This is a genomic window from Alteraquisediminimonas sediminicola (genome assembly GCF_019740335.1).
Classification (GTDB): Bacteria; Pseudomonadota; Alphaproteobacteria; order Sphingomonadales; family Sphingomonadaceae; genus Alteraquisediminimonas; species Alteraquisediminimonas sediminicola.
The window spans coordinates 277,137-302,175 of sequence record NZ_JAHXZS010000003.1 but is presented as its reverse complement, the minus strand read 5'-3'; the positions used below and the strand labels follow the sequence as shown (position 1 = coordinate 302,175).

The window sequence follows — 25,039 nt, the reverse complement described above, 5'->3', positions numbered from 1 at the left end:
GGAGCAGCCCGGTAGCTCGTCAGGCTCATAACCTGAAGGTCGTAGGTTCAAATCCTACTCCCGCAACCAAATCACACACAACACACTCACACAAACGCCACCCTCGGGTGGCTTTTTGGCGTTTAGGGGGGGGGCAGGTCGCAACGTGATGGGGCGATGCCAGAACACCGCACCGGGCAACGCCAAACTGGCGTGATAATGGCCGCATAAAATAAAGCCGAGGATCAATCGTTGGTTGAGCCTCGGCCATTTATATTTACGCTTCGACAAACCTGCGCTGTGTCGGGCCTGCGTTATCTGAGCGTCGATAGCGCGATGCGTTGCTGGATCAGGAGTTTCCCCGTCTTGTTGCGGGTTTCCATCGTGATGATCGGATCTGTGACCTTCCAATCAATCGTGATTGCTCCGAAATTGGCTTCGGTAAAGCCCGGTCCCACCCGATTGTCGTTCGGAGCAAGGAAGGGCCATTCCTGCGTCAGCCCGGAGGAGGTCAGGTCGTAAAACGGATAAGGCACGCCATCCGTCAACTTCGATAGCTCGCTATAATGGGTGTCGCCCGAGATGAAGACGACGCCACGGGCTTCGGTATAGTCGATCAGGTCGAACAAGCGGCGGCGTTCGAACGGCATATTGGCCCATGCTTCATAACCCGGCGCATCGGCCAGCACTTGCGTGCTCATGCCCAAGATGCGGACTTCGGCGGGCTTGCGGAGTTCGCGTTCCAGCCATTCCCATTGCTGGGGCCCCAGCATAGTCGCCTTTGGGTCAAAATTGGGGAGATACGGCCCGCGATCGTGCGGTTCTTCGGTATTGCCAAGCAGGCCGGAGCGGAACCAGCGCAGATCGGGGAGGATCACCTGCACCCGCTTGCCCGGTGGGCCATAGATATAGCTGGTGTAAATGCCTTCGCGCGACCAGCGGGGGGAGGCTTGCGGTTCCTGCCAGAATTTCAGGAACAATTGCTTTGATTCCGCTTTTTTCGGATATTCGCGGCCCGCGTCGTTCTTGCCATAATCATGGTCGTCCCAGATCGCGATGGTCGGGCAATGGGCGCGCAGTTTTTGAAAACCGGGCTTGGCGGCGAATTTATCATATTTCGCCTGCATGATGGCCATGTCTTCGGTGTCGGCATAGATATTGTCGCCAAGGAACACGAATAATTGCGGATCGAAGCCGAGGACGGGGTCCCATATCGGCTGTTCCTTGTCCTGATGGCAGCAGGAGCCAAAAGCAATGCGAGACAGCGGGGCTTCCTTGGCGGCAAAGGCGTTGCCCGGCAATAATGCCGTCGCGGCGCCCACGGCCAAGGTCTGGCGGCGGCTGAAGGTCAGTCTCATCGATATTCCTGTTTAGATACAAGAGAGGCCGGGGCAGCCTGCGCTACCCCGGCCTTCAGGTAGAGGGTTGAGGGATCAGAAATCCTTCTTGAGCGTCACGAACCACTGGCGCGGTGCGGCGGTCAACAAGGTCTGGCCATCGCCCGAATTGCCGAAGCCACCCGAACCGACGGTCGACACATAATCCTTGTCGAACAGGTTGGTGACGCTGGCCTGCAACTCGAAACCGGCAAGGCGATAGCCGATGCTGGCATCGACGATCACGCGACCGCTAACCGAACGATCGTTCAGATAGTTGTAGTAACGCTTGCTGGTGTAGTTTGCGCCGATGCGACCGAAGAGCGATTTATCATCATAGGCGATTTCGGTCTTGATCAGCTGCTTCGGGCTATCGACGACGGTCTTGCCATTGGTGGCGGCAATCAGAATGCCCGTGCGGTCGATCACGTCATTCTTATATTGCGAGTCGTTATAGGCATAGGATGCGAACAGCGACACGGCGTCGGTGACATTGTACAGGCCGGTCAGTTCAACCCCGACAGAGCGCACCTTGCCGACATTCTGCAGGATCGAGGGCAGGCCCTGAATGGGCGCGCCTTGTTGCAGCGACAATTGGCGGTTCTTGAAGTTCACATAATAACCGGCAATCGAGCCTTGGAAGCCGTTTGAGCGGGTGCGAAGACCCATTTCAAACGTCTGTGACTGTTCCGGTTTCAGATCGGCACGGCCTGCATCAAAGCCTGCCTGCTTGACCGAGAACGGACCTGTTGAGGCGGCGGAGGCAAAAGCACGCATGTTTTCGGTGTAGTTACCGAACAATTCGGTCTTGTCGCCGACGCGATAGAGGAAACCGGCCTGCGGCAGGAACCAATCTTCCGCCTTGATCTTGCCTTCGGCAAAACCACCCTTGATGACGGGCGTGGCTTCGTTGCGGACGCTCATGCCCTTAAAGCCAGCGCTGACCGTCAGGGCGTCGGTGACGTCCCAGCTATCGGACAGATGTGCTTGCAAGGTCTTGGTGGTGTAATCGAATTCCCATTGGGTGAAGAACGGGTTCGTCGGATAATCAAGGCTCGTCTGGCTGACGGTCGGGCTATTGGCGAGACCATAGAAACGACGCGCCTGATGGAAGTCGTTATTTTCATACCACAGGCCGGTCGAGACCTTATGGCTGCCGAGGTCGATGGCCAGCGAGGCGATGGAGCCGATGCGTTCCATATTATATTCGGTTGTGCGGATCGAAATCGGCGCGCCGCCCGGTGTCGGGGTATAAGGCGTATACCACAGGCCCATGCCCTTGTTGTTGTGGTAATAGCCGGTGACCTTGCCGGTGATCGCGCTGCTGAGCTTGCCTTCCAGCGTTGCACCGCCGAGCCAGTCACGACGCAGACCTGCGCCCGCATAATACGCATCGTCAACCGAGGTGATCTTGCCCGGATAGACCGTGCCAGCGGAAGGGTTGCTAATAGCTGCGCCGGTATCGCCACGATTGTTGCCAATATCGGCCACCAAGACGGCGGTTGCCCAATCAGGTTCGAAATTGTCCCAATCGCTGCCCAGACGGGTGATCATTTCCGCCGACATATCCTGATAGTCGTTTTCGCGACGATCGGAGAAATTGAGAAATGCCGTCAACGCGCCATCGCTGCCCAAAGGCTGCACCAGCTTACCATTGGCCTGATGCTGACGCTGCGAACCGCCGCCTTTATATTTATCGGCATCCTGATAGGCATAGCTGATCGCCGCCTTCAGGCCTGATGCTGTCAGGCTGCCACTGTCGAGGCGGACATAGCCGCGCTTCGTTTCTTCGGCGCCATAGGTGGCTGCAATCGTGCCGCCGAATTCATCCGACACCGCGCGCGAGGTGAATTCCAGCGTGCCGCCCAAATTGCCGGTGGAGGCGGTGCCAAGTGCGCCAGCGCCCTGCGATACGCGGGTCACGCCGACATTTTCAGCGATCAGCGCGCGGCTGATGTGCAGGCCATTATGGTTACCATAGCTCATGTCGCCCAGTGGAATGCCATCAAGGGTGAAGCCGAGCTGATTCTGGTTGAAGCCACGGATCGAGATCCGGGTCGACCATTCATAGGCGCCAAAGGGATCGGCGGACTGGAAATTCACGCCCGGCAGCTTTTCAACCGCTTTCAGCGGGCTGGAACCCGGTGCCAAACGGCCCAGATCTTCCTGCGACACTTCCTGCACCTGACGGGTCTGGCCGGTGCCGAGCACAACGATTTCATCAACCGTGGTTTCAGCAGCCTCAATCGCGGTGGCGGCATGGGCGGCAACCGGGAGCGTGAAGGCGATGGCGGACAGCAGCAGCATCTGCCGCGTCGAACGAATAGTCATGATAACCCCTTTGTGAATGTACCGCCTGCCGCGCCACATATATTGCGGCGCAGCAGGCAAAGGGGGAAATGCACCTTGTTGGTTTCACCTCGGCGACAAAGCCGCGACAGAACAATGACAAACAGGCTTTATTGCCCTCAAGTTGATCCTGTTTCCCTGCGAGTTACAGGCCTATTTCCTTATTATCCTTGCGGGTGATTGCGATCAGCGATGGGCGCGGCGGTAGCTTGGGATCGAAATCAGGCCAGCGCGTGGCGGGATCGTCAAAGGTCGATGCCCGACCAAAGGGCGCATAATTGGCCACACCATCCGCGCCCGGATGCTGCACTGCCGCAAATAAAGTGCGGCCATCCGGGGCAAAGCACGGCCCGCACATTTCCGCGCCAACCGGCACGCGAAAGAACATGTACCCGCGCCCCCGATCCGGACCGGAGGTGCCGAGCGCCCAAATGCCGTCCGCGCTGCCGGTGCCGGGCCATTTTGCGCCCTGATCGGTGGCAACCCACAAGCGGCCATGGGGATCGATGGTGCAATTATCGGGCGAGGCGAACCAGCCATTTGCACTGGTCGCCGGGTTCCATGTCGCATCGCTGCCCAGCGGGCCGCACAGCACCAGCACATCCCAATCGAACCTCGCCGCGCCATGATCGCCGCCGGGGGCCGCCAGTTCGACGATATGGCCGTTGACATTATCGGCGCGTGGATTGGCCGCGCCTTCTTGTCCTGCTTGCCGCTTGTTGTTGTTCGTCAGCATGACATAGACCTTGCCATTGGTCGGATGCGGCTGGACATCTTCGGGTCGGTCCATCGGCGTTGCGCCCAGCAGCTTGGCGGCATGACGCGCCTCGATCACGACATCGGCCTGGCTTTCAAAGCCGTTTTCTGGCGTCAGCGGACCTTGGCCAAAGACCAAGGGCAGCCATGTCACGCCCTGTGGATCGAACCGCGCGACCGATAAAATGCCATGATCGAGCAGGTCGCGGTTCGCCGCCCGGTTCTTGTGATCGACCCGATCACGCGACACAAAGCGATAGAGATGCTGGAAGCGTTCATCATCGCCCATATAGATCACGAGACGACCATCGGATGAGATGACGGTTTCCGCGCCTTCATGTTTGAACCGGCCCATGGCGGTGCGTTTTTTCGGCGGATTGGACGGGTCGAGCGCATCGACTTCGATCACCCAGCCGAAACGATTTGGCTCGTTTGGTTCCTTGCCGATGTCGAAGCGCGGATCGAACCGGCCCCATTGATAGAGACCGCCCGGCACGCCCATCATCTGATGATTGCGGGTTTCGCGATGATCCGGGGCGAGGGTGCCGATGAAATTTTCATCCACATTTTCCTCGGACGAGAGATAGGTTCCCCAAGGGGTGACGCCGCCCGCGCAATTGCCGAAGGTGCCGATGATCTGTTCGGCCTTGGGATCAGCCGAGGTCGCCAGCCGTGCCGAGCCACGCGCGGGGCCGGAGATGTCGAAGACCGTGCCAGAGGCGGTGATGCGGCGATTGCGCGGGCTATTTTGCACCACATGCCATTGCCCGCCCCGGCGTTCGATTTCGATGATGCTGGCACCAACGGCGGCCTGTTCGATCGCGCAATGCGTTGGCGTGATGTGGTCCTTTCCGGGAAACATCAGATGGCTGATCGCATATTCATGATTGACGCACATGATCGCCCGATCACGTCCCAACGGGATATAGCCGACATAATCATTATTATAGCCGAATTGCTGCGCCTGTGCCTCGGGCGATTGGCGCTGCGGATCGAATGCGGGTGCGCCGGGCAGGATCGGATCGCCCCAGCGGATCACGACCTGCACGTCATGGCCCTTGGCGACATGATGGGTTTCATCGACGCCATGGCTGATTTCTTCAAAGGTGAAGGGTCGTTCCACGGGCGTCGCGGCGGCCATCACGGCCACCGGGGATGTCGATGCGGCGAGCAACGCCCCGGCCCCGCCCAGCAGATGACGGCGATTCAGCTTGATATTGATGAGCGATTCAAGGTCTGCGGCGGCGGACATATGGCTGTCGTCCTTTGATGGGTTGGCCGGATATGGCGTTGTTATGTCCGCTAAACCGACAAGGTGACAGATTGGTGACGCGGCCACAAAAACGACGTCCCCCCAAGGCTGATCTTTAAGCCAAGGCCAATTCGGCCAGCGCGATGAAAGCGAGAAACGGGCCGAAGGAAAATTCATGGTGCCGGATATTGCCCTGCCGCCATTGGCCGATGATGTGCCAGATCGCGCCTGCCATGGCGGCGAGGAACAGGACTTCCAGCGTCGTGCCAAAGCCAAGCCATGCCCCGATCATCGCGGTCATCTTATAATCGCCGCCGCCCATCGGATCGCGGTGGCGCAATAGGCAATAGATCGTGCCGGGCAGCCATAAGGCGAGATAGCTGGCCACCACCCCGATCACGGCGGCATCCAGCCCGATATTGCGGGTGGCGGGCGATAATTGGGCCAACAGGCCAAGCCAGAGCAACGGCAAGGTGATCGCATCGGGCAATAATTGGGTGCGAATATCCACCATGGCGAGGGCGAGGAGCGACCAGCCAAACAGGATTTGGGCATAGGTCATAAGCGAGCCGTCATGTTGCCAGACCAGATAGGCCGACAGGGCCGATGCGCCGATCAGCGTCGCCAGTTCGGCGGGCGAGGTCCATCTGATCTGGGTGAGGCAGTGGCGAAATGACGGGGGCGGGGAGAGATCGCCCACGGTATCCCCCAATAGTGCAGCCCGCCATTGGGCATCCTCTTCGGCGATTCGCAGCGGCAGCCAATGGCAAAGCATCACGATGACGACGCCAGCGCACAGGCCCGCCAGCCATGCGAGGAGGACGGCCATCGTCACATATCCTCAAATGCACCGAGCAGCTGGATCACCGCCGGTCCGAGCATCACCAGCATCAGCACCGGGAAAATGCACAGGATCAGTGGCAGCAACATCTTGGTCGGGATTTTGGCGGCCATTTCTTCGGCGCGCTGCATGCGGCGCACGCGCATGACCTCCGATTGGATGCGGAGCGCCTCGGCGATGCTCGTACCGAATTTATCAGCCTGAATGAGCATGGACGCGAAGTTCGACAGATCATCGAGCTTGACCCGGAGCGCGAGGTTTCGCAGCGCCGTCGGCCTGCCTGCGCCCGCGCGGATTTCAAGGGTGACGAGGTGGAATTCTTCCCCCACCATCCGGCTGTTGCGGATGATTTCATGGGCAACGCGGTTGATCGACTGATCGAGCGCCAGCCCGGATTCGGTGCAGATGACCAATAGATCGATCAGGTCAGGCAGCACCTCGCGCATTTCCTTCACGCGCTTGTTCGTCCGCATTTTCAGGATGTAATCGGGGACATAATAGCCCATGGCCGAGGCGACGAAAATGCAGGTCCCGATGATGAACAGATCATCATAGCGATAGCCATAATACATCACGAGGCCGATCAGGGCCGGGACCAGCACGGTGCCGACGGTCTTGATCGCATAATAATTCCGCGCAATCGTCTCGCCGCGCAGGCCCGCCTGAATGAAGCGGAGCCGCACCTGATCGCCTTGCCAGCCCTCTTTCGGGACGGATAGGCGCGACAGCGATTCCATGACCGTGGCGACCCGGCGCGCGGTGCCGGATTTGGCGTTGTCGTCGCGCGCGGCTTGAACGGGGGCGACTTTTTTCACCGCATGGGCCAGCCGTCGGGCCTGTAGCCATTCCTGCCCCAGCCGCCCGCCGCCGATGATGAGCAGGCTGACCGCCAGAAAGACCAGCGCGATGGAGACAATGGCGAGGATGTTCAGGGATGACATCTGGTTCAGACCTTGATCTGCGCGATTTTCCACATCCAGGCAAAGCCGAATGCCATCGCGACCAAGGCGCCATAGACAAGCTGATTACCGGCTGGGGTGTCCCACAATATCGCCATATAGGTCGGGTTGAGCGCGGTGAGCGCCCCGGCCATGAAAAAGGGCAGAGTGCCAAGGATGACACCCGAATATTTGCCTTCAGAGGCCAGCACCCGCACCCGGCCTTTGAGCTTCAGCCGTTCGCGCACCGTGCCGGCAAGGCTGTGCAGCAGATCGGACAGATTGCCCCCGGTTTCCCGCTGGATCAGCACGGCCACCACGAAGAAGTTGAGATCGCTGCTGTCGATCCGTTGCGGCAGTTTCGAGAGCGCCTCTTGAAAGGAAATGCCGAAATTCACCTCGTCGAACACGGTCTTGAACTCGCCGCCGATGGGGTCGGGCAGTTCATCCGATACCATGCCAATCGCAATCGACAGGCTATGTCCCGCCCGTAACGCGCGGGACATGAAGTCGAGCGCATCGGGCAATTGTTCGGTGAACAGGGTCTTGCGCCTACTGGCTTTGATGATCAGCCGCAGCAATGGCAGGGCGGCGGTGAGGCCGAAGGTGAGCAAGCCAAGGAACGCCGAATTGGTCGCGAGCCATGTCGCTAGGCCAAAAGCCAGCGCCGTGCCTAGCGTGAGGTTAAGGACGTGCGAGGCCTGTTGCTCGCTGCCCGCGCGCATCAGCAGCAATTGCAGGGCGTCCAAGCCGGGAACATTGTCGGCCAGCCACACGCTGAGGGCGTTGGTCGGGACGGCGCTGCTTTTCAACAGATTGTCCGTCGGCGTCGAACGCTTCATCGCAATGGCGTTGAGGCGTTTGCTTAGTCCTGAATTCCGACGACCCCAATGGCGCGACACCGTGCGAATGACGACATAATCCAACGCCCCGATGACGATCAGGACGAGCAGTAAAATGCCGATTTTGGTGCCGGTGTCCATTAATTTGGCCCCGATGCCGATGCCCGGTCGGGGTCGAACATATTCTGATCCAGCACGATCCCCGCCTTTTGGAGCTGATCGGCAAAGGCCGGGCGCACGCCGGTCGGCTTGAACTTGCCGATCACCTTGCCATCTGCCGATGTGCCTTCGACCTCGAATATGAAAATATCCTGGGTGGTGATGATGTCGCCTTCCATCCCCGTGATTTCGTTGATCTTGATGATCTTGCGGGTGCCGTCGCTCAGGCGGTTGACCTGCACGATGATGTTGATGGCGGCCACGACCTGTTGCCGCAGCGCCTTGATCGGCAGGTTCATGCCGGACAGGCTGACCAGATTCTCGATCCGGCCAAGTGCATCTTGCGGCGTATTGGCGTGGATGGTGGTGAGCGAGCCTTTATGGCCGGTGTTCATCGCCTGCAACATGTCGATGACCTCGCCGCCGCGCACTTCGCCGACGACGATCCGGTCAGGCCGCATGCGCAGGCTGTTCTTGACCAAGGCGCGCATCGAAATACCGCCCTTTTCCTCGATATTGGGCGGGCGGGTTTCGAGCCGGACGACATGGTCCTGTTGCAATTGCAGCTCTGCCGTATCCTCGATCGTCACGATGCGTTCGTTTTCGGGAATGTAGCTCGATAGAATGTTGAGCAGGGTCGTCTTGCCCGACCCGGTGCCGCCGGACACGATGATATTGGCCTTGGCCTTCACCATGCCCGCCAGCAAATTCGCCATGTCGCGGGTCAGCGCGCCCTTGGCCATCAGGTCCGCCATTTGCAGCGGCACGACCGCGAAACGCCGGATGCAGAGCGTCGGGCCATCAAGCGCGAGCGGCGGAATAATCGCATTGACGCGCGAGCCATCGGGCAAGCGGGCATCGGCCATCGGGCTGGCTTCGTCGATGCGGCGACCGACGCGCGACACGATCTTGTCGATGATCTTCATCAGATGCGCGTCATCATTGAAGCGCACATCGGTCCGCACGATCTGGCCCCGGCGCTCGACGAACACATTTTTCGACCCGTTGACCATGATTTCCGAGATCGTGGGATCGGCCAGCAATGGTTCCAGCGGTCCAAGGCCCAGGATTTCATGCTGGAGATCGTCGATGATCTGATCATGTTCCTGTTGATTGACCGGCAGTTGTTCTTCTTCGATCAACTGATGCGCCAATTCCCGCAATCGGCTTTGCAGCCGGTCGCCCGACATGGTTTCGACGGCGGTCAGATCGATGCGCTGCAACAATTTTTGATGCAGCATGGTTTTCATTTCGAAATAGCCGTCGCGATCGATGGACTCGCGTGCGACGGATGCCGCCTTGGAGGCGGCCAGATCATGCTGTGCTACCGAAGTCACCGCCGATATCGCCGGTGCCGCGACCGATGGCGCAGCGCTGGCCGCCACAGGTGCCACAGGGCTGGCGCCCGTGCCTGTCGGGGCATCTGCGCGCCAGAGGGTGGCGCTATTCCATTGGGCTATTTGCTCTTTAAGCGTTGCCATAGCGACCTCCCCTTGCGTGGTGTCTTGAGCAGGGCGGCGACCCAGTCATTCATCTCGGCGGCGAATTTCGAACGCGGTTGCAGCTCCACTAGCGGCATGCCTTGCGCCAAGGCCTCGGTGACGCCCGCCGCGACTTCCGGGAAGCGATAGGCGACCGTCTTGCCGACCGCCTTTTCCAGTTCGTCGGCGGTGATGCTCGGACGCGCGCCAAGCCGGTTGGCAACGAGATTGGTCCGCACCATCGGGAAGTCGAGATGGTCGAGCAGGGTGAACATCTGGCTCGTGCGCCGTGCGCTTGGCACATCCAGCGTGGCGATCAGGGTCAGTTGATCGAGCTTTTCAAGGATCGGCAACTTCAGCGGATCGATGACCGAGCCGAAATCGAACAGCACATAATCATAATATTCGGACACTTGATCAACCAGCCGCGCGACATTGGCGGGTGTCACCCGCATCACCCGCTCAAATACCTGCGGACAGGGGATCAGATCGACCCGGTCGTTGAGATGATGGACCATCGCCTTGAACAACGCCTGGTCGAGCCGGTCCACTTCCTCCACCAGATCGGCAAGATCATGGGTGATGGCTTGCGATGTCAGGTGAATATCGAGATCGCCAAAGGGCAAAGACAAATCGATCAACAAGACGCGGGAGTTTGCGGCCTTGGCCAGCGACATGGCAAAATTGGCGAGCAGCAAGGTTGCGCCCGCGCCACCCTTCGTCGCGACAAAGGCGAAACGACGCACGGTCTTGCCGCTGGTCGAAGGTGCAATGCCCGCCGCGTTCATGGCCTGTGCGTTGCCGACCCGTTCAATCATTTCGCCGATATTGCCCGGCGACAAATCCGTCAGCACTTCATTGATGCCAAGCCGCATCAATTGCAGCAACACATCCGGCACCGGGTTCGCGCAATAGGGGATGATCGCCGTTTTGGGCGCGAGTTCGCGGATGCCGATAATCGCCGCGATCAGATCATGTTGCGGCAGGTCGCCGATAAAGATGATGTCGGGCGGCGTCGGCCGGAGCTGGGCGAACAGATCGTCAAGGCCCGTATCGACCCGCGTTAATGTACTGGTCCATGGGGTGAACAAATCGTCCGATACGGCCCATGGCCCGGCGGAGGCGAGAAGGATGTGCATGGTCTAGCGCATTCCCGTGCTGGGACCTGATGGTGCAGGTCGGGTGAAGTCAGATACAGGCATTGTTGTTCTCGCCCTGAATGGAGTTGCGCATCGATTCCCGCGGCAGGCGCATGCGGAATTCCGGCAGGGTCATGACCTTGCTCAGGCCCGGCACGTGCAGCGCGGGATGGATGTTGTAGAGCTTGGCCTCGACCTGCTGGCAGGTGTCGACCGTGCAGCCCGTGGGAAAATAGCTGATCGTCAGCCAATCGGTACGGCCTGCCAGGTCGATCTGGCCGGAGGCAGTCAGAAAATGGCCGACGCGAGCGCGGATATGGGCCTCTTGGGTCGATGACTTGTCGCAAATGCTGGCCAGCCGCGCCGCGATTCTGGTGGCTTCGCTGGCCGTGCCCCATGAAAACATCAGCCGCGCAAATTCGATGACCGCAATCAACGCTGTCCAGAACAGCATGAACGCAAGGGCAAATTCCACCATCGCCGTGCCGCGTTGATCCGTTGTGGGGGGGATCTGACCGCGCATCACAGCACCTGCCGCATGGTGGCGCTGATCGGGCCGAAGCTGATCGATGTCTTGCCCCGGAAAATGCCGGTTAGGAAACCGGCAGAGGCGAGCGGATGGACATAGGACGACACCTGCACCGTCACGAGATTGACCGTGACCGCGCCTGTGCCGCTAGTGGTCGATTGCGCACGGTGGGTCGATGGCGCGTTGGCCGCATCGGAAACCGTCACCACCGCACCGGCAAGGCCCGGCATCAACAATGCGCCGCCGCAGGGCGCGGTGTTGCTGACGACACCATAGCGCACGATGCAATCGGCGGAGACATGGCCTGCACCGGGGGTGAGGTTCGCCAGATGCCGCGCTGCGATGCGCACCTGATTGACGAGCGTTTTATACGCGGTGATCGCTTTCGCAAATTCGAGCGTGGCGAAGCTGAGCAACAGCAGCAACGGCAGGATGACCGACAGTTCGACCAGTACCGCGCCTTTTTGGCGCGTGGATGGATGGGGGCGAATCATTGCACGATCACCGGGACCAACGGGCCAACTGCGCCCGCGCCGCCCGCCACGCCGGAAGCGCGGCACGGGCTGCCGGTGCTGGCTGCATTGGAGATGAACATCACCTTTGCCGGGTCGGCATTGGAGGTGGACACAGGTTTCAGCATCAAGATGCAGGCCCAGCCGACCAGGCGCTTGGACGCATTGCCGCAGCCCGCATCATCCCGCACCACCGGTACGGCCGTGATCCGCCGATAGGGCGCGCCATATTGCTGGTTGACGTTGAGCGGGATTGTATAACTCGGAATCGTGCTTTGATAGGCCGTGCGCGCCGGCACGCGGGTGTTGAGAAAGTCCGGCAGCACGGTCGTATCGATTGAATAGGATGCGGGGTTATAGCCATAGCCGGAAAGGTCCGGCACGGCTGTTGTCGGGGTATAGCTTTTATACAGGCCGAATCTGGTGTTCCATTCTTCGACCAGGCTCGCGACTTCGCCGGTCTTGATGCCGATGCAGCGGCCGGGCGCGGTGGTCGCGCCGCACGACCCATAGCCGATCAGCGCATTGGAATAAGGGGTAAGGCCGCTGACCGTGGTTGCGTTCAACACATCTGCCCAAGTGAAAAATCCGCGCCCTGTATTGGCGCCGGTGATGGGGATGACTTCTCCCGGTTGATAGTCGAAATTGCTCGGATTGCTGCCGTTGCTATTGCCCTCGAAAATGGCCATGGGCAGGGCGCAGACCGATTGCGAGGGCGCGACGGTGGCAATGGCCGATGCCTTGAGATTGGCGCTGTTCACCCCCAGCACGCGCAGGAAATAAGTGGCGACGCCGGGCAGCAAGGTCTCGCATTTGATATAATGGGCAAGATTGCCCGCGATGCCATCGGCGGTGACATAGGTGCCGGACAGGGTGTTGCTGAAGGTCACGCCGCTATTGGGAATGGCGACGGCGGTCTTTTGAAAGGCCTGCTTGTCGCGCCCGGCGACATAGCGCCCGGCATAGGCCGCGCGGGTTGTTGCATCGGGCAGGCCGTTCAATTCGAGCGCGCCCGCAAGCGAACAGGCATCGACCGCCGATTGCATTTCGGTGCGCGTGGACAGCATCCGACCCGTGTCGATGGCGAGGCCGACCAACCCCAAAACGACCATGATCGCGGCCGCTGTGAAGATGCTCAGCACGCCCTTTTGCCGGTTGGGTCCGCCTCTCATGATCGGGACCGATCCATGCGCGTCCATCCCCTTGGCTATTGCGGCTGGGACGATGAACCGGCCATGATCGCGCCTTCGGCCTTGGCATCGCTCTTGATGTAACGGTCGAAACTGCGTTCGCCTTCTACACCGGTAATCGGCTGTGTGGCGGGGCTGTTGGCATCAATGCGCTGGGCGTTTTTGGCAGTATCCAGCATCACGCCAAAGGGCGCATCCTGCGCGGTTTTGCAGCCTGCCACCGCCAGCATCAAGATCATCGCCGCGCCTGCGCGCCAAGGAGACGTCATCATCATGGCTGTGGCTCCGCTGCTGGAGTGGCAGGCGTTGCAGGTGTTACAGGCGCTGGCGGGGCGGATTTGTCGACGCGCAGGTCATCGGTCGGCAGCACCGGGCGGGCATCCGTACCGGCGACCAGAGTCGGTCTGACGACGACGATCAATTCGGTCCGATCGGCGGCGAAGTCATCGCTGCTGAACAAGGCGCCCAGCACCGGAATCTGGCTGAGCAACGGCACGCCTTTCAGCGTTTTAACTATCGTGTTGCGAAGCAGTCCGCCAATCACAAGGCTCTGACCATCGCGCAACTGCACCGTGGTGGAGACATTGCTGGTGGTGAAGGACGGCAGCAGCGAGCTGCTCTGTCCGACGCTGAGGCTGACCGGCTCTTTCGACAATTCGGACACTTCCGGCGCGACCCGCAGGTTGATCCGGCCCCCGTCCAGCACGGTCGGCAGGAAGGTCAGCCCGACACCGAACTGGCGTTCTTCCAGCGTGATATTCGTGCTGTTGCCATTGCCGCTTTGCGCAACGGGGATGAAAATCTTGCCGCCGACGAGGAATTTGCCTTCTTCCCCGCTCATCGCGACGATGGTCGGTTCGGCGAGAATCTTGATCGTGCCGCGCTTGCGTTCGGCATCGAGATCGGCGCGGTAATTGGTGCCATTACCGCCGAACAACAGGCTGGCGACGGCGCTGCCCGACCCAAGGAAGTTGGAACCGACCGCCCAGCGCACATCGCCGCCCGGATTGGCGATGTCGAGCTTCAGCCCCAGCCGGTCGACGATGGATTTGGACACTTCGGCGATGCGCACTTCCAGCATGACCTGTTGGGGGTCGCGGATCTTCATCAGGTTGACGACCTGCACCAGCTTGTCGTCGCCGCCTTGGCCGGATGCGCCGCTGCTACCGCCGCCATCCTTGCCGCCCTGCGACAAGAGGCGATTGAGGCTAACGGCATGGGCGTCCGCGAGCTTGATCGCCGCATTGGCCGCTACGGTATCCGCCGCCATGCCGCTCAGGATGATGGAGGAGGCGGTGGACGTCACCTCGATCTGGCTGCCAGTCGGCAATTGCGACTGGATCATCGCATCGAGCGATTGCAAATCAATGCCCACATCGATGGTCGCGGCCTGCGACGAGCCGAAGCGATCCCAGATCAGGATATTCGTGCGCCCGACGCTCTTGCCGAGCAGATATAATTCGCTCGGGCCGATCATGCGGAAGTCGGCGATCTTTTCATCGCCAATCGCCACGCGCTTTGCGGCAAAGGGGAGATGGATGACCTCCGCCTGTCCCAGAAAGACCGACAGGCGTTCGCTGTTGTCGGCGCTGGCGCGCAATGCCTGCCCGCCAGTTAGCGCAGGTGATGGGGCATCGCTGCTGGCATAAGCGCCAAGCGGCGATAGCAGCAACAGTCCGGCAAACAGGGCGATGCGCTTGGCCATCATTGTGCTGTTTCCATTCGGCCAGTGCCGCGAATTTCCTCGACGCCCTGCACGACACGGGGGGCTTGGCGACGGGTGGCGCGGCCAGATGCGGGCGCGGCGGTGGGCTGTGGCTGTGCCTGCGGGTTCAACGCCGCGCCAGAGGCCGCGGGCGGCACGGTAAAGACGATGGAGGAGCCGATAAACAGATCGTTCAGCCGTGCGCCGGGCGCCTTGGCAGGCGAACGGTCGAATTCATTGCGCAGGACCAGCGACAAAGTGCCGACCGACCGCGCCAGATCGAGTCGTTCAGCCTCGGTCGGCGTCATTTCGAGGGTGACGGCATTGACGACCTTGGGCGCATCCGGCTTGGACTTTGTTTCCTGTTCGACCGCGAGAATCTTAATGCGCTCCAGCACGACCTTGGAAAAAGGAAAGCCTGCGGAATCCTTGGCGCTGACCAGCACATCGACATAAGATCCCGGCATGGCAAAACCGGCCACGCCGATCACTTCGTCTGCTCCGATGGAAATCGCGCGCTTGCCTTCCGCGATCATCGCCGTCATCCCGGCCATCGCCGACACTTGGGCAAGGTGGGTATCGAGCACCGGTTCGCCCGCATAGACATTGGTCCGCGCGATCCGGCCTGTGACGAGCTCGATTTTTTCAAATGCGCCTTTGGGCATTTCTTCCGCCGCCCATTCGACGGTGGATAATTCGCTGGCCTTGATGGCGGTGCCAGCGAGAATTTCCCCACTCGCGACGACGATGCGTTTGCGGGCGGCCTCCGTATCCGGGATGATGACCCGAAACACGAGAAACGCCGCCACCAGTCCGATCAGCAAGGCGGCTATGATGAGCGCGGAAGATCGCAATTTCACCCACCTTTACATGAAGTGCCAATGGCAACGCGCACTTTGCCCCGGCCACATCAAGCCTTGGGGGCAGTCAGGCTGCGGCGCAAACCAGCCCCGTTAGAGGGGCCATCTGTCCGCAACCCGGTTTGATTAAAGCGAGTCGAGAATGGTCGTGAAGGTCGTGACGAGCTTCGGACCGATCAAACGCAGCACGGCAATTGCAGCGATCGAAATCAGCGCGGCCAGCAGCGCATATTCAATCATGGTGGCGCCCTTCTGATCCTTGCGACGACGGAAGAGCGAAATCTGGGGCTTGTTTGCCATCTCAGCGAACCTTTGATAACGGAGTATTCAAGATAACTTAAGCTGCCGCAAAAGATGCGCAATGTCAATTAATGTTATTAATTCATTATCCTTTTAGTCTCTGGGGACAGGCGGTTTGACGACATAATTTTCCCATGCAGTGGCGAGATATTGGATGAACGCTGTGCCCACGGCTTCATGGGCCAGATATGCGGGCGTCACCGGAAAGGACTGGGAGACGAAATCCGGATTGGCCAATATCTGCTGGGGAAAATCATGATGCAGGATCGCGCCACGGCCAATCAGGACAAAGTCCGCACCATGGTCGAGACATGCCTGCACATCCTTGGCCGAAAGTAATTTGCCCGCGACGCCCAGACGGCAATGGCTGCGATCGAGGTCCGTGAACCAGTCGATCAGCATCTTGCTTTTGTAGGCCTCTTCTTCCGGTAGCTTGAAGCTATCCCATAATGACATGTCGATATAATCGAGCTTGCCGCCGGTCATCAGTTCCTGCGCGAATTGGCGGGCGATGGCGATGGAATAGCCATAACGTTCGGCAGATAATCGGATGCCCAACTGAAAGTCCGGGCCGGTCGCGGCGCGGACGCCCTCAATCACTTCATGATAGATGCGTGTCCGGTTCTCATAAGAACCGCCGAAGCGGTCGGTGCGGTTGTTATGGCGTTCATCCAGAAACTGGCACAGCAAATAGCCATGGGCGCCATGTAGTTCGACCCCGTCGAAACCTGCTTTTTCGCAGCGGATGGCGGCGTTGATGAAATGCTGGATCGTGTCTTCGACCTGTGCGGTGGTCATCGCCTTGATGCCGCGCTGTTCATCGTCCCATGGGCCATAAAGCTGGCCACCATTCAGGGCCGCATCGGCGCGACCACCGGCATGATGCAATTGGACGGAAGACAGCGCGCCTACCGCGCGCAAGGCTGTGGCGATGCGTTTGAGGCCCGGAATGTGGTCATCGGCATAGCAACCGAGCTGGCCTTTGAAGGCCTTGCCGCTCATATGCACGGATGCGGCACAGGTCATTACCAGACCAAAGCCGCCTTCTGCTCGCTTCACGAGGAAATTGAGTTCGTCTTCGCCCAAAGTGCCATCGTCGTTGCTCTGCAAATTGGTGAGCGGCGACAGCATGAAGCGGTTCTTGATCTCAGGCCCATGCACGAAGGTCAGGGGAGCGTTGAGTGAGGTCATTTAAACAGCGGGTCCAGCCAGCGCAGCATCCGGGCCTTGACCGTGGCATCGAGCGGTAGCCGGTCAAACACATAGGCGTGATTGATGCGGAGCATCGGCACCATTTTTTCCGCCTGTGCCCATGCCGCCTGCGCCTTGGCCATGTTGCCGGATCGCGCCTCCAGCGCCGCCGCCATCAGATGCACCACCGGGACAGAATGGCGCAAGGAGGACGCCCGCACCAGCGCATGGCGCGCCCCAATGACATCGTCCTCCATCATCGCGGACATATAGAGACCGATGAAATACCAGGCGGGCGGATTGAAATGGCGAGAGATGGCCTCGCGCAGCAGCGGCAGACCCTCCGGATGATTGTTCAGGACAAGCATCATCCCGGCCACGCCCTTGACGTCGAGATTGTCGGGATTGAGGGCAAGCGCCTGACGAATGGCGGCCTGCAGTTCGGCATCGCGATGGGCGAAGGCGAAGTTGCGGACTGCCGAAATCTGGACAAAGCTGGAACCGGGGTTGATCTGGCGCGCGGCCTCTGCAACCTCGATGGCTTGTTCAACCAGTTCCTGTCGGTTGGACTCGCTAAAGGCCAGCACCGATTTATCAAGCAGCACCCAGCTATACAGGCCTGCCGCAATCGGGTTGCGGGGGGCGGCATCATGCCAGGCGACCGCGCAATGCGCCATCGGGCCGCTGCCAATGCGGAAATTGTCCTGCAATTGGGATGTGAAGCCCAGCCAGCACCCATAAGGCGTGTCATAGCCATGATTGTGGCTGCGTTCGTTGGCGTGCAGCACGCCCGTCGGCTGGCCGATAACGAACGAGATGTCGGCGGCGACCTTGTCGGTATTGAATGTACCGGTCTTGGGGACGCGCGGCACATCGCCTGACCATGACCAGATGACCTGATTGCGTGGCCGATGCACCAGCAACAAAGTCGCCATGGCCTTGGGGCCATCATGATGAATATAGCTCCGCAGTTCGTAATCGGCGTGACTGCCGGCATGATCACGCACCCGCAGTGTTTCAAAGCGGGTCAGCGCCAGCAAGGTCGACTGGCGCAGTGCTTCGCCCAACGTGGCGTTGAGCGGGGCTTGCTTGCTGCCCATCAAGGTCATTTCGATGCTGGGGAAATTATCGCGTTGCCAGAGCGCCGTGCGGGCGCGTTGATGGTTGATCCACCAGATTGCCGCCCCAGCCAAGGCCGCGAACAATAATAATAGGCCAATGATGCGGATCGTCGGCCGGGACAATTGCCACCACGCGGGCATTGCCAGCGCAGTCGCCGCATCGGTGGTCGCGCTTGTTGCGCGGGGGTTGTCGATCAGTTCGACCTGATAAGAACCATTGTCGATTCTCAGCCTTTGGGGCCGTGTTGCGCCTGACCCGGCATAAAAGGCATCGAGCGATTTGCGCAGCCGGGCCACCTGTACCCGGGCATAGGAATCGACCTGCGGATCGAAATCGGGGGCGCGACCCAGCCCATCTACGGCGACGCTATAGGACTTCAGTCGGGTGCCCCGTCCGGAAATGCTTTCTTCGACGAGAAAGGCAAGCAGGCGCGTCAAAACAGGCGACCGGGCGAATACCGGGTCGGCAAGGACCCCCGCCAGTTCTGTCCTGATAGCCGTAGCGGTCGTCATCCCATTCCTCAGAAAAGCCCCCGGCGAGCGGGCGCTATTGCAGGCATATTTATTTTGGAACGCAAACACATGACTGGTGTCGAGCGGCGATGCACCGACCAGCACCCAAGATGCGTCGTTTTATGGGTGGCATGTGTGGGGATGCTGGCGGACTGGCCTGCAACCTTTGTGCATGCGTTCGGCGACGCATGCGGAGGTATATCGGGCGGTCGGGAGAAAGCAAGGGCAGTGCAACGCCATCCGGTCCCGGATTGGGGCAGTGCCGATCCGGTTTCCGGCTGCGTTTTGGCAGCGGGCGGTCCCTTTTGATCTCCAAAAAATAGGGCCAAACAATAGGGCCAAAAGGAATGGACGGCATCATCAGGACAATGATGCCGTCCATTTGGACGCTCCAACTACCGGGACAGGGACAGTATCGCCGGTTATTGGAACTCGGTCAGATTGCACATGCCCTGCGGCGCGCTTTCTGACCTGTCGCCACGCAATCGATCAATCGCATCAACATTGCATGTCGATGTGCTGATCATCGTAATCGGCATGTTCGGCAGGGTCGCAACCAAATCCGAACGTGCCGGATAGCCGAGATGTACCGATATGCCGGGCATGATGCGGGCTGTCGCAGCGCCTGCCACCATTGCCCCCGTGACGGGTATGACCGGTGTGGCGCCCATAGCGATCATCGGTGCCGTAACAGCAATGAGAACCACTTGGGACATGAGCAACCTGCCAATCATGTGCATAAAAAGGCCATGGATGAGTGCTGCGCATAAGTTTCAACCGGTATCGTACTGCAATATCCGGCCAAAATGCCGCAAACTGCGGCTGTGAGGGGGGTGTTAAACGGGCTGTTTAACGCATGCGGTGGTGGATCCCATAGCGTGACATAGTCCTGCTTTTAGTGCAAAGGCGTTAAATGGGCGTTGTTTCTTAAGGATTCCCTAATCATTATTGATGAAATGCAACCAAACTGGTACGAATATCGGCACGCAGTAAGACTTAAGGCGTGAAAGTGCGAAGGGTCGGGGGACGTTGAACGACACGGATGATCTGAACCTTGCACTTGAACAGGTTCTGGCCGACCCGGCTTTCGTGCGTTCGCCCGTGCTGGCCCGGCTGTTACGATATCTGGTGGCGGAGACACAGGCTGGCCGCGGCTTTGGTATCAAATCCTACGCGGTGGCGGTGGACGGGCTTGGCCGTCCCGCTGATTTCGATGCCCATACCGATTCCTATGCGCGCGTTCATGTCGCGCGTCTGCGTCGCTCGCTCGATAATTTTTATGCCGGGGCCGGTCGTGGCCAGATGATGCAGTTGCAGGTGCCGCAGGGTGGTTATGGCGTCCGGCTGGTATCCCGGACCGGCGATACAGATCCTGTGGACGTACCTGACATGACGTCGCCGGTTGGCGCGCGTGCGCGGTGGCGGGCATTATGGGGTCGTCCAGTCGCTATTCCTAGCCTAAAGCGTCCCATCGTTCGCCGCTTGTTGCTGCCGGGTGCGGTGTTGCTTTTGGCCCTGATGGCAGTGACGGGGGCGATGCTGTTTCGGGCCGAGGCTGCGGCACAACGCTGGGCGCATAATGACTTTCCCAATGTCGCGATCATTACACCGCCAATGCCCCATGACGACCAACCATCGGCAGAGGTGCGGCAGACCTTTGTTCTGTCGATGATCGAGGCCTTCAACTTGATGGAGGGCGTCAATATTGTCGATCGGATCACCGACAAGACTGATTATGTGGTGGAGATCAGGATGCGTCCAGTCGCGGATGCGACGCTTTTATCGGCCACGCTCGTCAACCGGATGCAAGACCGGATCATAGCCTCGCGCCACCTGATCGCGCCCGATCAGGGGCAGCGCGGGGTGTTCGACCAGGCCCGCATGGCCCGCGCATTCGCATTCGAACTTGGCCAGGCCACTGGCGCCATTCACGCGGATCAACAGCGGCTGAAAATCAGTGCGGATTCGCCCTATCGCTGTTGGCTCAATTTTGCCAATCGCTGGCAGCAACAGCGCTTCGTGAGCGGTTGGCAATTGCAGGAGTGCAGCAGCGACTGGCTCGATGCCCAGCCCAATGATCCATTGGCCGCGATGGTGCGGGGATGGACGCTGGTCGATCAGGCGCTGACCAGCAAGCATGGCGCGGCGCGCACTGAATTGCTCGATGCGGCAAGCATATTGGCGCAGCGCAACCTGCAACTTAATCCGGATCGGCTGTCTTCGCTTCTGTTCGCGATGCATGCCGCCTGTTTTGTCGAGGGCGATTCCGAATTCGACATGATCGCTGCACAGCTTTTGACGCGGTTCGGCGATATGCCGGATGTGCGTGGTTCGGTCGGGCTGCATATGCTGTATCGCGGCAATCTAAAGGGTAAGGCGTTGTTGCAACAGGCGGTGAAGGGCCATTTCAACCCGCCATCGCGCTTCTTTGTCGGGCTGTTTTTCGCGGCAGTGCGGATGGACGATGTGGCAGCGGCGCGGACGGCTTTGGCGTCTATTCCCTCTAGCGGGCGCGATCCGCAATTTGCGGTGTTGTCGGCGGCGCTGGCCGCGCGCGAGGGGCGTCTTTCCATGGCGCGGGCCGCATGGACCCGGGCGGCGCAGGCGCAGCGCGTCAAAGGCCAGTCTGTCGATCAGCTGTTGAATGAAGGGCTTTACCCACCGGGCGTGAAGCAGCGGCTTCGCATCTGGCTGTCACCGGTCTGGCAGTGAGATTGTATGGCACATCAATAATTATCGTCAGATAAATATGGGTATCCTTGCTATTAATCGCCACAATTCAAGCGACTGCACGATGGGCAGGCCGTGCATCCCGGCAATGATGCCAGTTCGGTTACGATAGCATTTGCGAATCAATGGGCTACGCCGCACCATCGGTGTTGTAATAGCGCGCCCTTTCATCGCTGGACCTAACTATTGCAATTGCCCGGAGGTCGGACGGCTCTTGGTCGCCTTGATGGTGCGGGTAATTTTCTGGTTCTGGAAAATGCGGGGGAGACGGTCTCTCTCCCGCATTTTTTATGGCCCGTATTTTATATGCCTAGGGCTTGATCCTAAGTGCCAAGGCTATTGGCAAAGGCGAGCAGATCCTTGGGGCGGATTGGCTTTTGCAGGAAAGCGGTGCGCACCACAGGCAGTTTTTCAGCCCTTATGGTCTGGGCATGTTCATTGCCCATCAGCCCGAATTGTATGTTGCGCAATGAAAGCGCCGGGTCCGTTGCCACCGCATGAATCAGGTGCAGGGCATTATCGCCGCCTAGCCTGATATCAAGCAACACCCCGCCGATATCCGGGTTGGCCCGCAAATGTTCAAACGCATCGGCCAGATTATCGATGTGATGCGCGGTGCGGCCATGGCTTTCGAGCAATTCGGCAATCTCTTCTGCCAGCTCGATTTCCTGTTCCACGATCAGCACCGCCGGCGCCCCCATGGCTGCTGCCACCTCCATTGCAGGCCGGTGTGCGAGCAACTCCATGATCTTGTTGAGCATCACTTTAAATCCGACCGGTTTGACGAGTGCGCCTTGTGCACCAAGCTTATGCAGCGACTGGATCATTTCATCATCGCCATAGGCGGTGAACATCAACATGATCGGGCGATAGCCCTTTGACGCGCGCAGACCCTTTAATATCTCAATTCCCGTCATGCCGGGCAATTGGACATCGCAAATCACAAGATCTGGTCGATCGCGTTGGATCATGGCGAATGCTTCAGTGCCATCGCCAGAGCCTGATACCTCGAAATCGCAACATTCGAGCAATTCGATCAGGTCGGCGCGCAGCTCTGCCTCATCTTCCACCACGAGCAAACGGGCCAATGTCATGCGCGTTCACCATATTGATTGTCGTGCAGCACCGGCAGGCGCAACGACACGCAGGCGCCGCCATCGGGGGCGCTGTCGATTTCAAGTCGACCGTCATTGGAGGCGGCAAACACCCGCGCCATATGCAGGCCGATACCCGATCCGATGGTCGTGGTGGCATTGCTGCCGCGATAGAAGCGGTCGAAAATATGGGGCATGTCGGCGCTTGGAATGCCCTCGCCATGATCGATGACCGAGATGACGATTTCGTCCGCATCCTTATCCGTGCGGGCGCGGACCTCAATCGGCGTGCCGGCCGGTGAGAATTTGTTCGCATTTTCCAACAGCGCGATCAGGATCTGGCGGATCAATTCATCATCGCCGCGTACCCGCAGCCCCGGCTCCACCGCAGTATCCACGGTGATCTTTTCGCCACCGACCCGGGCGAATTCCTCGCAGGTCGCATTGACCAGCCAACTCAGATCCAGCGGCACCAGTTCGGCGCGCTGTTTGGAGTTCACCAGTTCAAGCAGGCGCACCAACCGGCTCAACACATCTTGAATACGGTTGCTGGCACGACGGATCTTGTGCGCGCGCGCGACGATTTGCTCGCTGCTTTGTTGTTCGGGTCGGCGCACCATCACTTCGGCGCAGCTATCGACAATCGCCAATGGGGTGCGAATTTCATGCGACATGATGCGGATGAAACGGCGCTGGCTTTCATTGGTCTCGCGCTCATGTTCAAGAGCGCGGGCGATTTGCCGCTCCTGCAAGACGCTGCGTTCTTCGGCTGCGGCCAGACGGTTGTTCATGTCTATCAGATGGTGGCCGACGCGGTTAAGTTCTTCAACCTTTGAACTGGTGAAATGCTGGTCATAGGCCCCAGCCCCAACCCGATCCATGATCGCAGTGACCTGTTCCAGTGGTTCCGCCAGCACCTTGCTCATCGTGCGGGAACGATAAGAGAGCAACATGAAGAAAACGATATAGAACAGGATCAAAATGGCCAGCATGAACAAACCGACCATCTCGACCCGGTCGCGCAAGCGTTGGGCATCGCTGTAGATCATGCTTTGTGCGGCGATGACGACTAGCCGCCAACCGGGGCCGGGCACCTCGGCAAAGGCGGCAACATGCGGGATGCCGTCAAATTTGACCACGATTTTGCCGCTCTTTTTGGCGAACAGCGCTTTGCCGAGTTGTTGCAGATCGGGGCGCTTGCGGATGTTGAAGTCATCCGGGCGAAATGTATCGCCGGTGATGGCGCTGGTATATTCATGGTCGCGCATCATTTTGAGATGGAAATCGGACTCGCCATCTTTCGGCATGGCGATGATCGCGCCATCACGGCCGACCAGCATGGCATAGCCATTCCAGGGCAATGCCGTATCGAGGATGCGGTTGACGATCTGCTTGATCGTGATGTCGATGCCTGCCACGCCTTCTAGCCGGTTGCCGACATAAATCGGTGCGATCGACGATACCATCCAGCCTTGCCCGGCAGGGTCGATATAGGCGTCGGTCCACACGACTTTGCGTTGCGGATTATGACCGGAATCTGCCTCATAATAGAAATTATACGACGGAATATCCATTTTCGCCGGATAGACGCTCGTATCCATATAGGGGTAGATGCGGTTATAGGAATCGAAGGTGTTGATATAGAGTTGGGAAATGAGCGGGTTTGATTCCTTGATGTTCCGAAACACCGGGTCGATCTGGGACGTGCGCCAGACCTTGGCGATCTCTTTCGGTCCAACCGGGACAATGCCGCTATAAAAGGTCGCCGACCCGCCATTGTCGCGGACGGTGATGAAGCTGCCATCCGGGCGCAATTGATAACGCGATTTTTCGGAGGCAGGGGGATCATAAGGCGTGACAAGGGCGCGGCGGCTTTCCCGCACGAACATGCCCGTCAGGCTTTCCACGCCATGCAAAGTTTCGGCAATGACCGATGCTTCCCGCGTGGCGACATCGACGAAATATTGATCTGCCACATTTTGCACGGCCGAGGTGTTGGCGCGATAGCCGATTTCCGCGCTGATCCAATAGACGCCGAGAAAGCCCAATTCAATGAACAGCAAGGGGATAACCGCCGACCGCAGAAAAGCGCGCCACAGCCAGCGCTGCAACGGCATGGGGCCGGTGTTATCCTGATAGATCAATTGCGCGCCCCTTTCCCTATTGGCCGTCCTCCCCTCCA

At 59.4% G+C, this 25,039-nt stretch carries 21 protein-coding genes; 1 reads left to right on the top strand and 20 read right to left on the bottom strand.

Features of this window, described 5'->3' with window-relative positions:
* Positions 1–293: 293 nt before the first annotated feature.
* The 18 genes from K6117_RS09370 to K6117_RS09285 form a co-directional block, all read right to left on the bottom strand.
* Entirely contained in the window at positions 294–1,337 is a 1,044-nt protein-coding gene (locus tag K6117_RS09370; protein ID WP_221794253.1) for an alkaline phosphatase D family protein, read from the bottom strand.
* A 75-nt stretch (positions 1,338–1,412) separates the two neighbouring features.
* The gene (locus tag K6117_RS09365; protein ID WP_246604984.1) at positions 1,413–3,686 is read right to left on the bottom strand and encodes a TonB-dependent receptor; all 2,274 of its coding nucleotides are present in this window, start codon (positions 3,684–3,686) and stop codon (positions 1,413–1,415) included.
* A gap of 163 nt (positions 3,687–3,849) precedes the next feature.
* Positions 3,850–5,712 carry a PhoX family protein gene (locus K6117_RS09360; RefSeq protein ID WP_221794251.1) on the bottom strand — a complete coding sequence of 621 codons (1,863 nt, stop codon included), beginning with the start codon at positions 5,710–5,712 and terminating at the stop codon, positions 3,850–3,852.
* A gap of 115 nt (positions 5,713–5,827) precedes the next feature.
* Positions 5,828–6,541 carry a prepilin peptidase gene (locus K6117_RS09355; RefSeq protein WP_221794249.1) on the bottom strand — a complete coding sequence of 238 codons (714 nt, stop codon included), beginning with the start codon at positions 6,539–6,541 and terminating at the stop codon, positions 5,828–5,830.
* A gap of 2 nt (positions 6,542–6,543) precedes the next feature.
* Positions 6,544–7,494, bottom strand: a complete 951-nt coding sequence (locus K6117_RS09350) for a type II secretion system F family protein (RefSeq protein WP_221794248.1) — start codon at positions 7,492–7,494, stop codon at positions 6,544–6,546.
* 5 nt (positions 7,495–7,499) lie between these two features.
* Positions 7,500–8,474, bottom strand: coding sequence for a type II secretion system F family protein (locus K6117_RS09345; protein WP_221794245.1), 975 nt, complete (start codon positions 8,472–8,474; stop codon positions 7,500–7,502).
* The gene (locus tag K6117_RS09340; RefSeq protein WP_246604983.1) at positions 8,474–9,973 is read right to left on the bottom strand and encodes a TadA family conjugal transfer-associated ATPase; all 1,500 of its coding nucleotides are present in this window, start codon (positions 9,971–9,973) and stop codon (positions 8,474–8,476) included. Before K6117_RS09340 ends, K6117_RS09345 begins: the two co-directional genes overlap by 1 nt.
* Positions 9,949–11,112, bottom strand: a complete 1,164-nt coding sequence (locus tag K6117_RS09335) for a CpaE/TadZ family protein (RefSeq protein ID WP_221794243.1) — start codon at positions 11,110–11,112, stop codon at positions 9,949–9,951. Before K6117_RS09335 ends, K6117_RS09340 begins: the two co-directional genes overlap by 25 nt.
* 49 nt (positions 11,113–11,161) lie before the next feature.
* A complete protein-coding gene (locus K6117_RS09330; RefSeq protein WP_221794241.1) occupies positions 11,162–11,635 on the bottom strand; it encodes a TadE/TadG family type IV pilus assembly protein in 474 nt (157 codons plus the stop codon).
* A complete protein-coding gene (locus tag K6117_RS09325) occupies positions 11,635–12,135 on the bottom strand; it encodes a TadE/TadG family type IV pilus assembly protein (protein WP_221794239.1) in 501 nt (166 codons plus the stop codon). The genes K6117_RS09330 and K6117_RS09325 overlap by 1 nt, the downstream gene beginning before the upstream one ends.
* Complete coding sequence (locus K6117_RS09320) at positions 12,132–13,325, bottom strand: TadE/TadG family type IV pilus assembly protein (RefSeq protein ID WP_221794237.1); 1,194 nt, start codon at positions 13,323–13,325, stop codon at positions 12,132–12,134. The genes K6117_RS09325 and K6117_RS09320 overlap by 4 nt, the downstream gene beginning before the upstream one ends.
* A gap of 35 nt (positions 13,326–13,360) precedes the next feature.
* The gene (locus K6117_RS09315) at positions 13,361–13,618 is read right to left on the bottom strand and encodes a hypothetical protein (RefSeq protein WP_221794234.1); all 258 of its coding nucleotides are present in this window, start codon (positions 13,616–13,618) and stop codon (positions 13,361–13,363) included.
* A complete protein-coding gene (locus K6117_RS09310; RefSeq protein WP_221794232.1) occupies positions 13,615–15,051 on the bottom strand; it encodes a type II and III secretion system protein family protein in 1,437 nt (478 codons plus the stop codon). Before K6117_RS09310 ends, K6117_RS09315 begins: the two co-directional genes overlap by 4 nt.
* The gene (gene cpaB, locus K6117_RS09305; RefSeq protein ID WP_221794230.1) at positions 15,048–15,902 is read right to left on the bottom strand and encodes a Flp pilus assembly protein CpaB; all 855 of its coding nucleotides are present in this window, start codon (positions 15,900–15,902) and stop codon (positions 15,048–15,050) included. Before cpaB ends, K6117_RS09310 begins: the two co-directional genes overlap by 4 nt.
* Before the next feature lie 132 nt (positions 15,903–16,034).
* Positions 16,035–16,208, bottom strand: a complete 174-nt coding sequence (locus tag K6117_RS09300) for a Flp family type IVb pilin (protein WP_246604982.1) — start codon at positions 16,206–16,208, stop codon at positions 16,035–16,037.
* A 93-nt stretch (positions 16,209–16,301) separates the two neighbouring features.
* Positions 16,302–17,399 (bottom strand): NADH:flavin oxidoreductase, encoded by a 1,098-nt coding sequence (locus K6117_RS09295; protein ID WP_221794228.1) that lies wholly within the window; start codon positions 17,397–17,399, stop codon positions 16,302–16,304.
* Complete coding sequence (locus K6117_RS09290; RefSeq protein WP_221794226.1) at positions 17,396–19,033, bottom strand: tetratricopeptide repeat protein; 1,638 nt, start codon at positions 19,031–19,033, stop codon at positions 17,396–17,398. The genes K6117_RS09295 and K6117_RS09290 overlap by 4 nt, the downstream gene beginning before the upstream one ends.
* Positions 19,034–19,455: 422 nt before the next feature.
* Positions 19,456–19,749, bottom strand: coding sequence for a hypothetical protein (locus tag K6117_RS09285; RefSeq protein ID WP_221794224.1), 294 nt, complete (start codon positions 19,747–19,749; stop codon positions 19,456–19,458).
* A gap of 313 nt (positions 19,750–20,062) precedes the next feature.
* Here K6117_RS09285 and K6117_RS09280 point away from each other — a divergent pair, with 313 nt between their 5' ends.
* Positions 20,063–21,745, top strand: coding sequence for a hypothetical protein (locus K6117_RS09280; RefSeq protein ID WP_221794222.1), 1,683 nt, complete (start codon positions 20,063–20,065; stop codon positions 21,743–21,745).
* A gap of 341 nt (positions 21,746–22,086) precedes the next feature.
* Here K6117_RS09280 and K6117_RS09275 read toward each other — a convergent pair whose 3' ends face one another.
* Both K6117_RS09275 and K6117_RS09270 read right to left on the bottom strand, forming a co-directional pair.
* Positions 22,087–22,857, bottom strand: a complete 771-nt coding sequence (locus tag K6117_RS09275) for a response regulator (protein WP_221794219.1) — start codon at positions 22,855–22,857, stop codon at positions 22,087–22,089.
* A complete protein-coding gene (locus tag K6117_RS09270) occupies positions 22,854–25,001 on the bottom strand; it encodes a sensor histidine kinase (RefSeq protein WP_221794217.1) in 2,148 nt (715 codons plus the stop codon). The genes K6117_RS09275 and K6117_RS09270 overlap by 4 nt, the downstream gene beginning before the upstream one ends.
* Positions 25,002–25,039 lie beyond the last annotated feature (38 nt).

Excerpts from the sequence above, each read along its gene's own strand:
- K6117_RS09370 (WP_221794253.1), bottom strand. The coding sequence starts at position 1,337 with ATGAGACTGACCTTCAGCCGCCGCCAGACCTTGGCCGTGGGCGCCGCG.
- K6117_RS09365 (WP_246604984.1), bottom strand. The coding sequence starts at position 3,686 with ATGACTATTCGTTCGACGCGGCAGATGCTGCTGCTGTCCGCCATCGCC.
- K6117_RS09360 (WP_221794251.1), bottom strand. The coding sequence starts at position 5,712 with ATGTCCGCCGCCGCAGACCTTGAATCGCTCATCAATATCAAGCTGAAT.
- K6117_RS09355 (WP_221794249.1), bottom strand. The coding sequence starts at position 6,541 with ATGGCCGTCCTCCTCGCATGGCTGGCGGGCCTGTGCGCTGGCGTCGTC.
- K6117_RS09350 (WP_221794248.1), bottom strand. The coding sequence starts at position 7,494 with ATGTCATCCCTGAACATCCTCGCCATTGTCTCCATCGCGCTGGTCTTT.
- K6117_RS09345 (WP_221794245.1), bottom strand. The coding sequence starts at position 8,474 with ATGGACACCGGCACCAAAATCGGCATTTTACTGCTCGTCCTGATCGTC.
- K6117_RS09340 (WP_246604983.1), bottom strand. The coding sequence starts at position 9,973 with ATGGCAACGCTTAAAGAGCAAATAGCCCAATGGAATAGCGCCACCCTC.
- K6117_RS09335 (WP_221794243.1), bottom strand. The coding sequence starts at position 11,112 with ATGCACATCCTTCTCGCCTCCGCCGGGCCATGGGCCGTATCGGACGAT.
- K6117_RS09330 (WP_221794241.1), bottom strand. The coding sequence starts at position 11,635 with ATGCGCGGTCAGATCCCCCCCACAACGGATCAACGCGGCACGGCGATG.
- K6117_RS09325 (WP_221794239.1), bottom strand. The coding sequence starts at position 12,135 with ATGATTCGCCCCCATCCATCCACGCGCCAAAAAGGCGCGGTACTGGTC.
- K6117_RS09320 (WP_221794237.1), bottom strand. The coding sequence starts at position 13,325 with ATGAGAGGCGGACCCAACCGGCAAAAGGGCGTGCTGAGCATCTTCACA.
- K6117_RS09315 (WP_221794234.1), bottom strand. The coding sequence starts at position 13,618 with ATGATGATGACGTCTCCTTGGCGCGCAGGCGCGGCGATGATCTTGATG.
- K6117_RS09310 (WP_221794232.1), bottom strand. The coding sequence starts at position 15,051 with ATGATGGCCAAGCGCATCGCCCTGTTTGCCGGACTGTTGCTGCTATCG.
- K6117_RS09300 (WP_246604982.1), bottom strand. The coding sequence starts at position 16,208 with ATGGCAAACAAGCCCCAGATTTCGCTCTTCCGTCGTCGCAAGGATCAG.
- K6117_RS09295 (WP_221794228.1), bottom strand. The coding sequence starts at position 17,399 with ATGACCTCACTCAACGCTCCCCTGACCTTCGTGCATGGGCCTGAGATC.
- K6117_RS09290 (WP_221794226.1), bottom strand. The coding sequence starts at position 19,033 with ATGACGACCGCTACGGCTATCAGGACAGAACTGGCGGGGGTCCTTGCC.
- K6117_RS09285 (WP_221794224.1), bottom strand. The coding sequence starts at position 19,749 with ATGTCCCAAGTGGTTCTCATTGCTGTTACGGCACCGATGATCGCTATG.
- K6117_RS09275 (WP_221794219.1), bottom strand. The coding sequence starts at position 22,857 with ATGACATTGGCCCGTTTGCTCGTGGTGGAAGATGAGGCAGAGCTGCGC.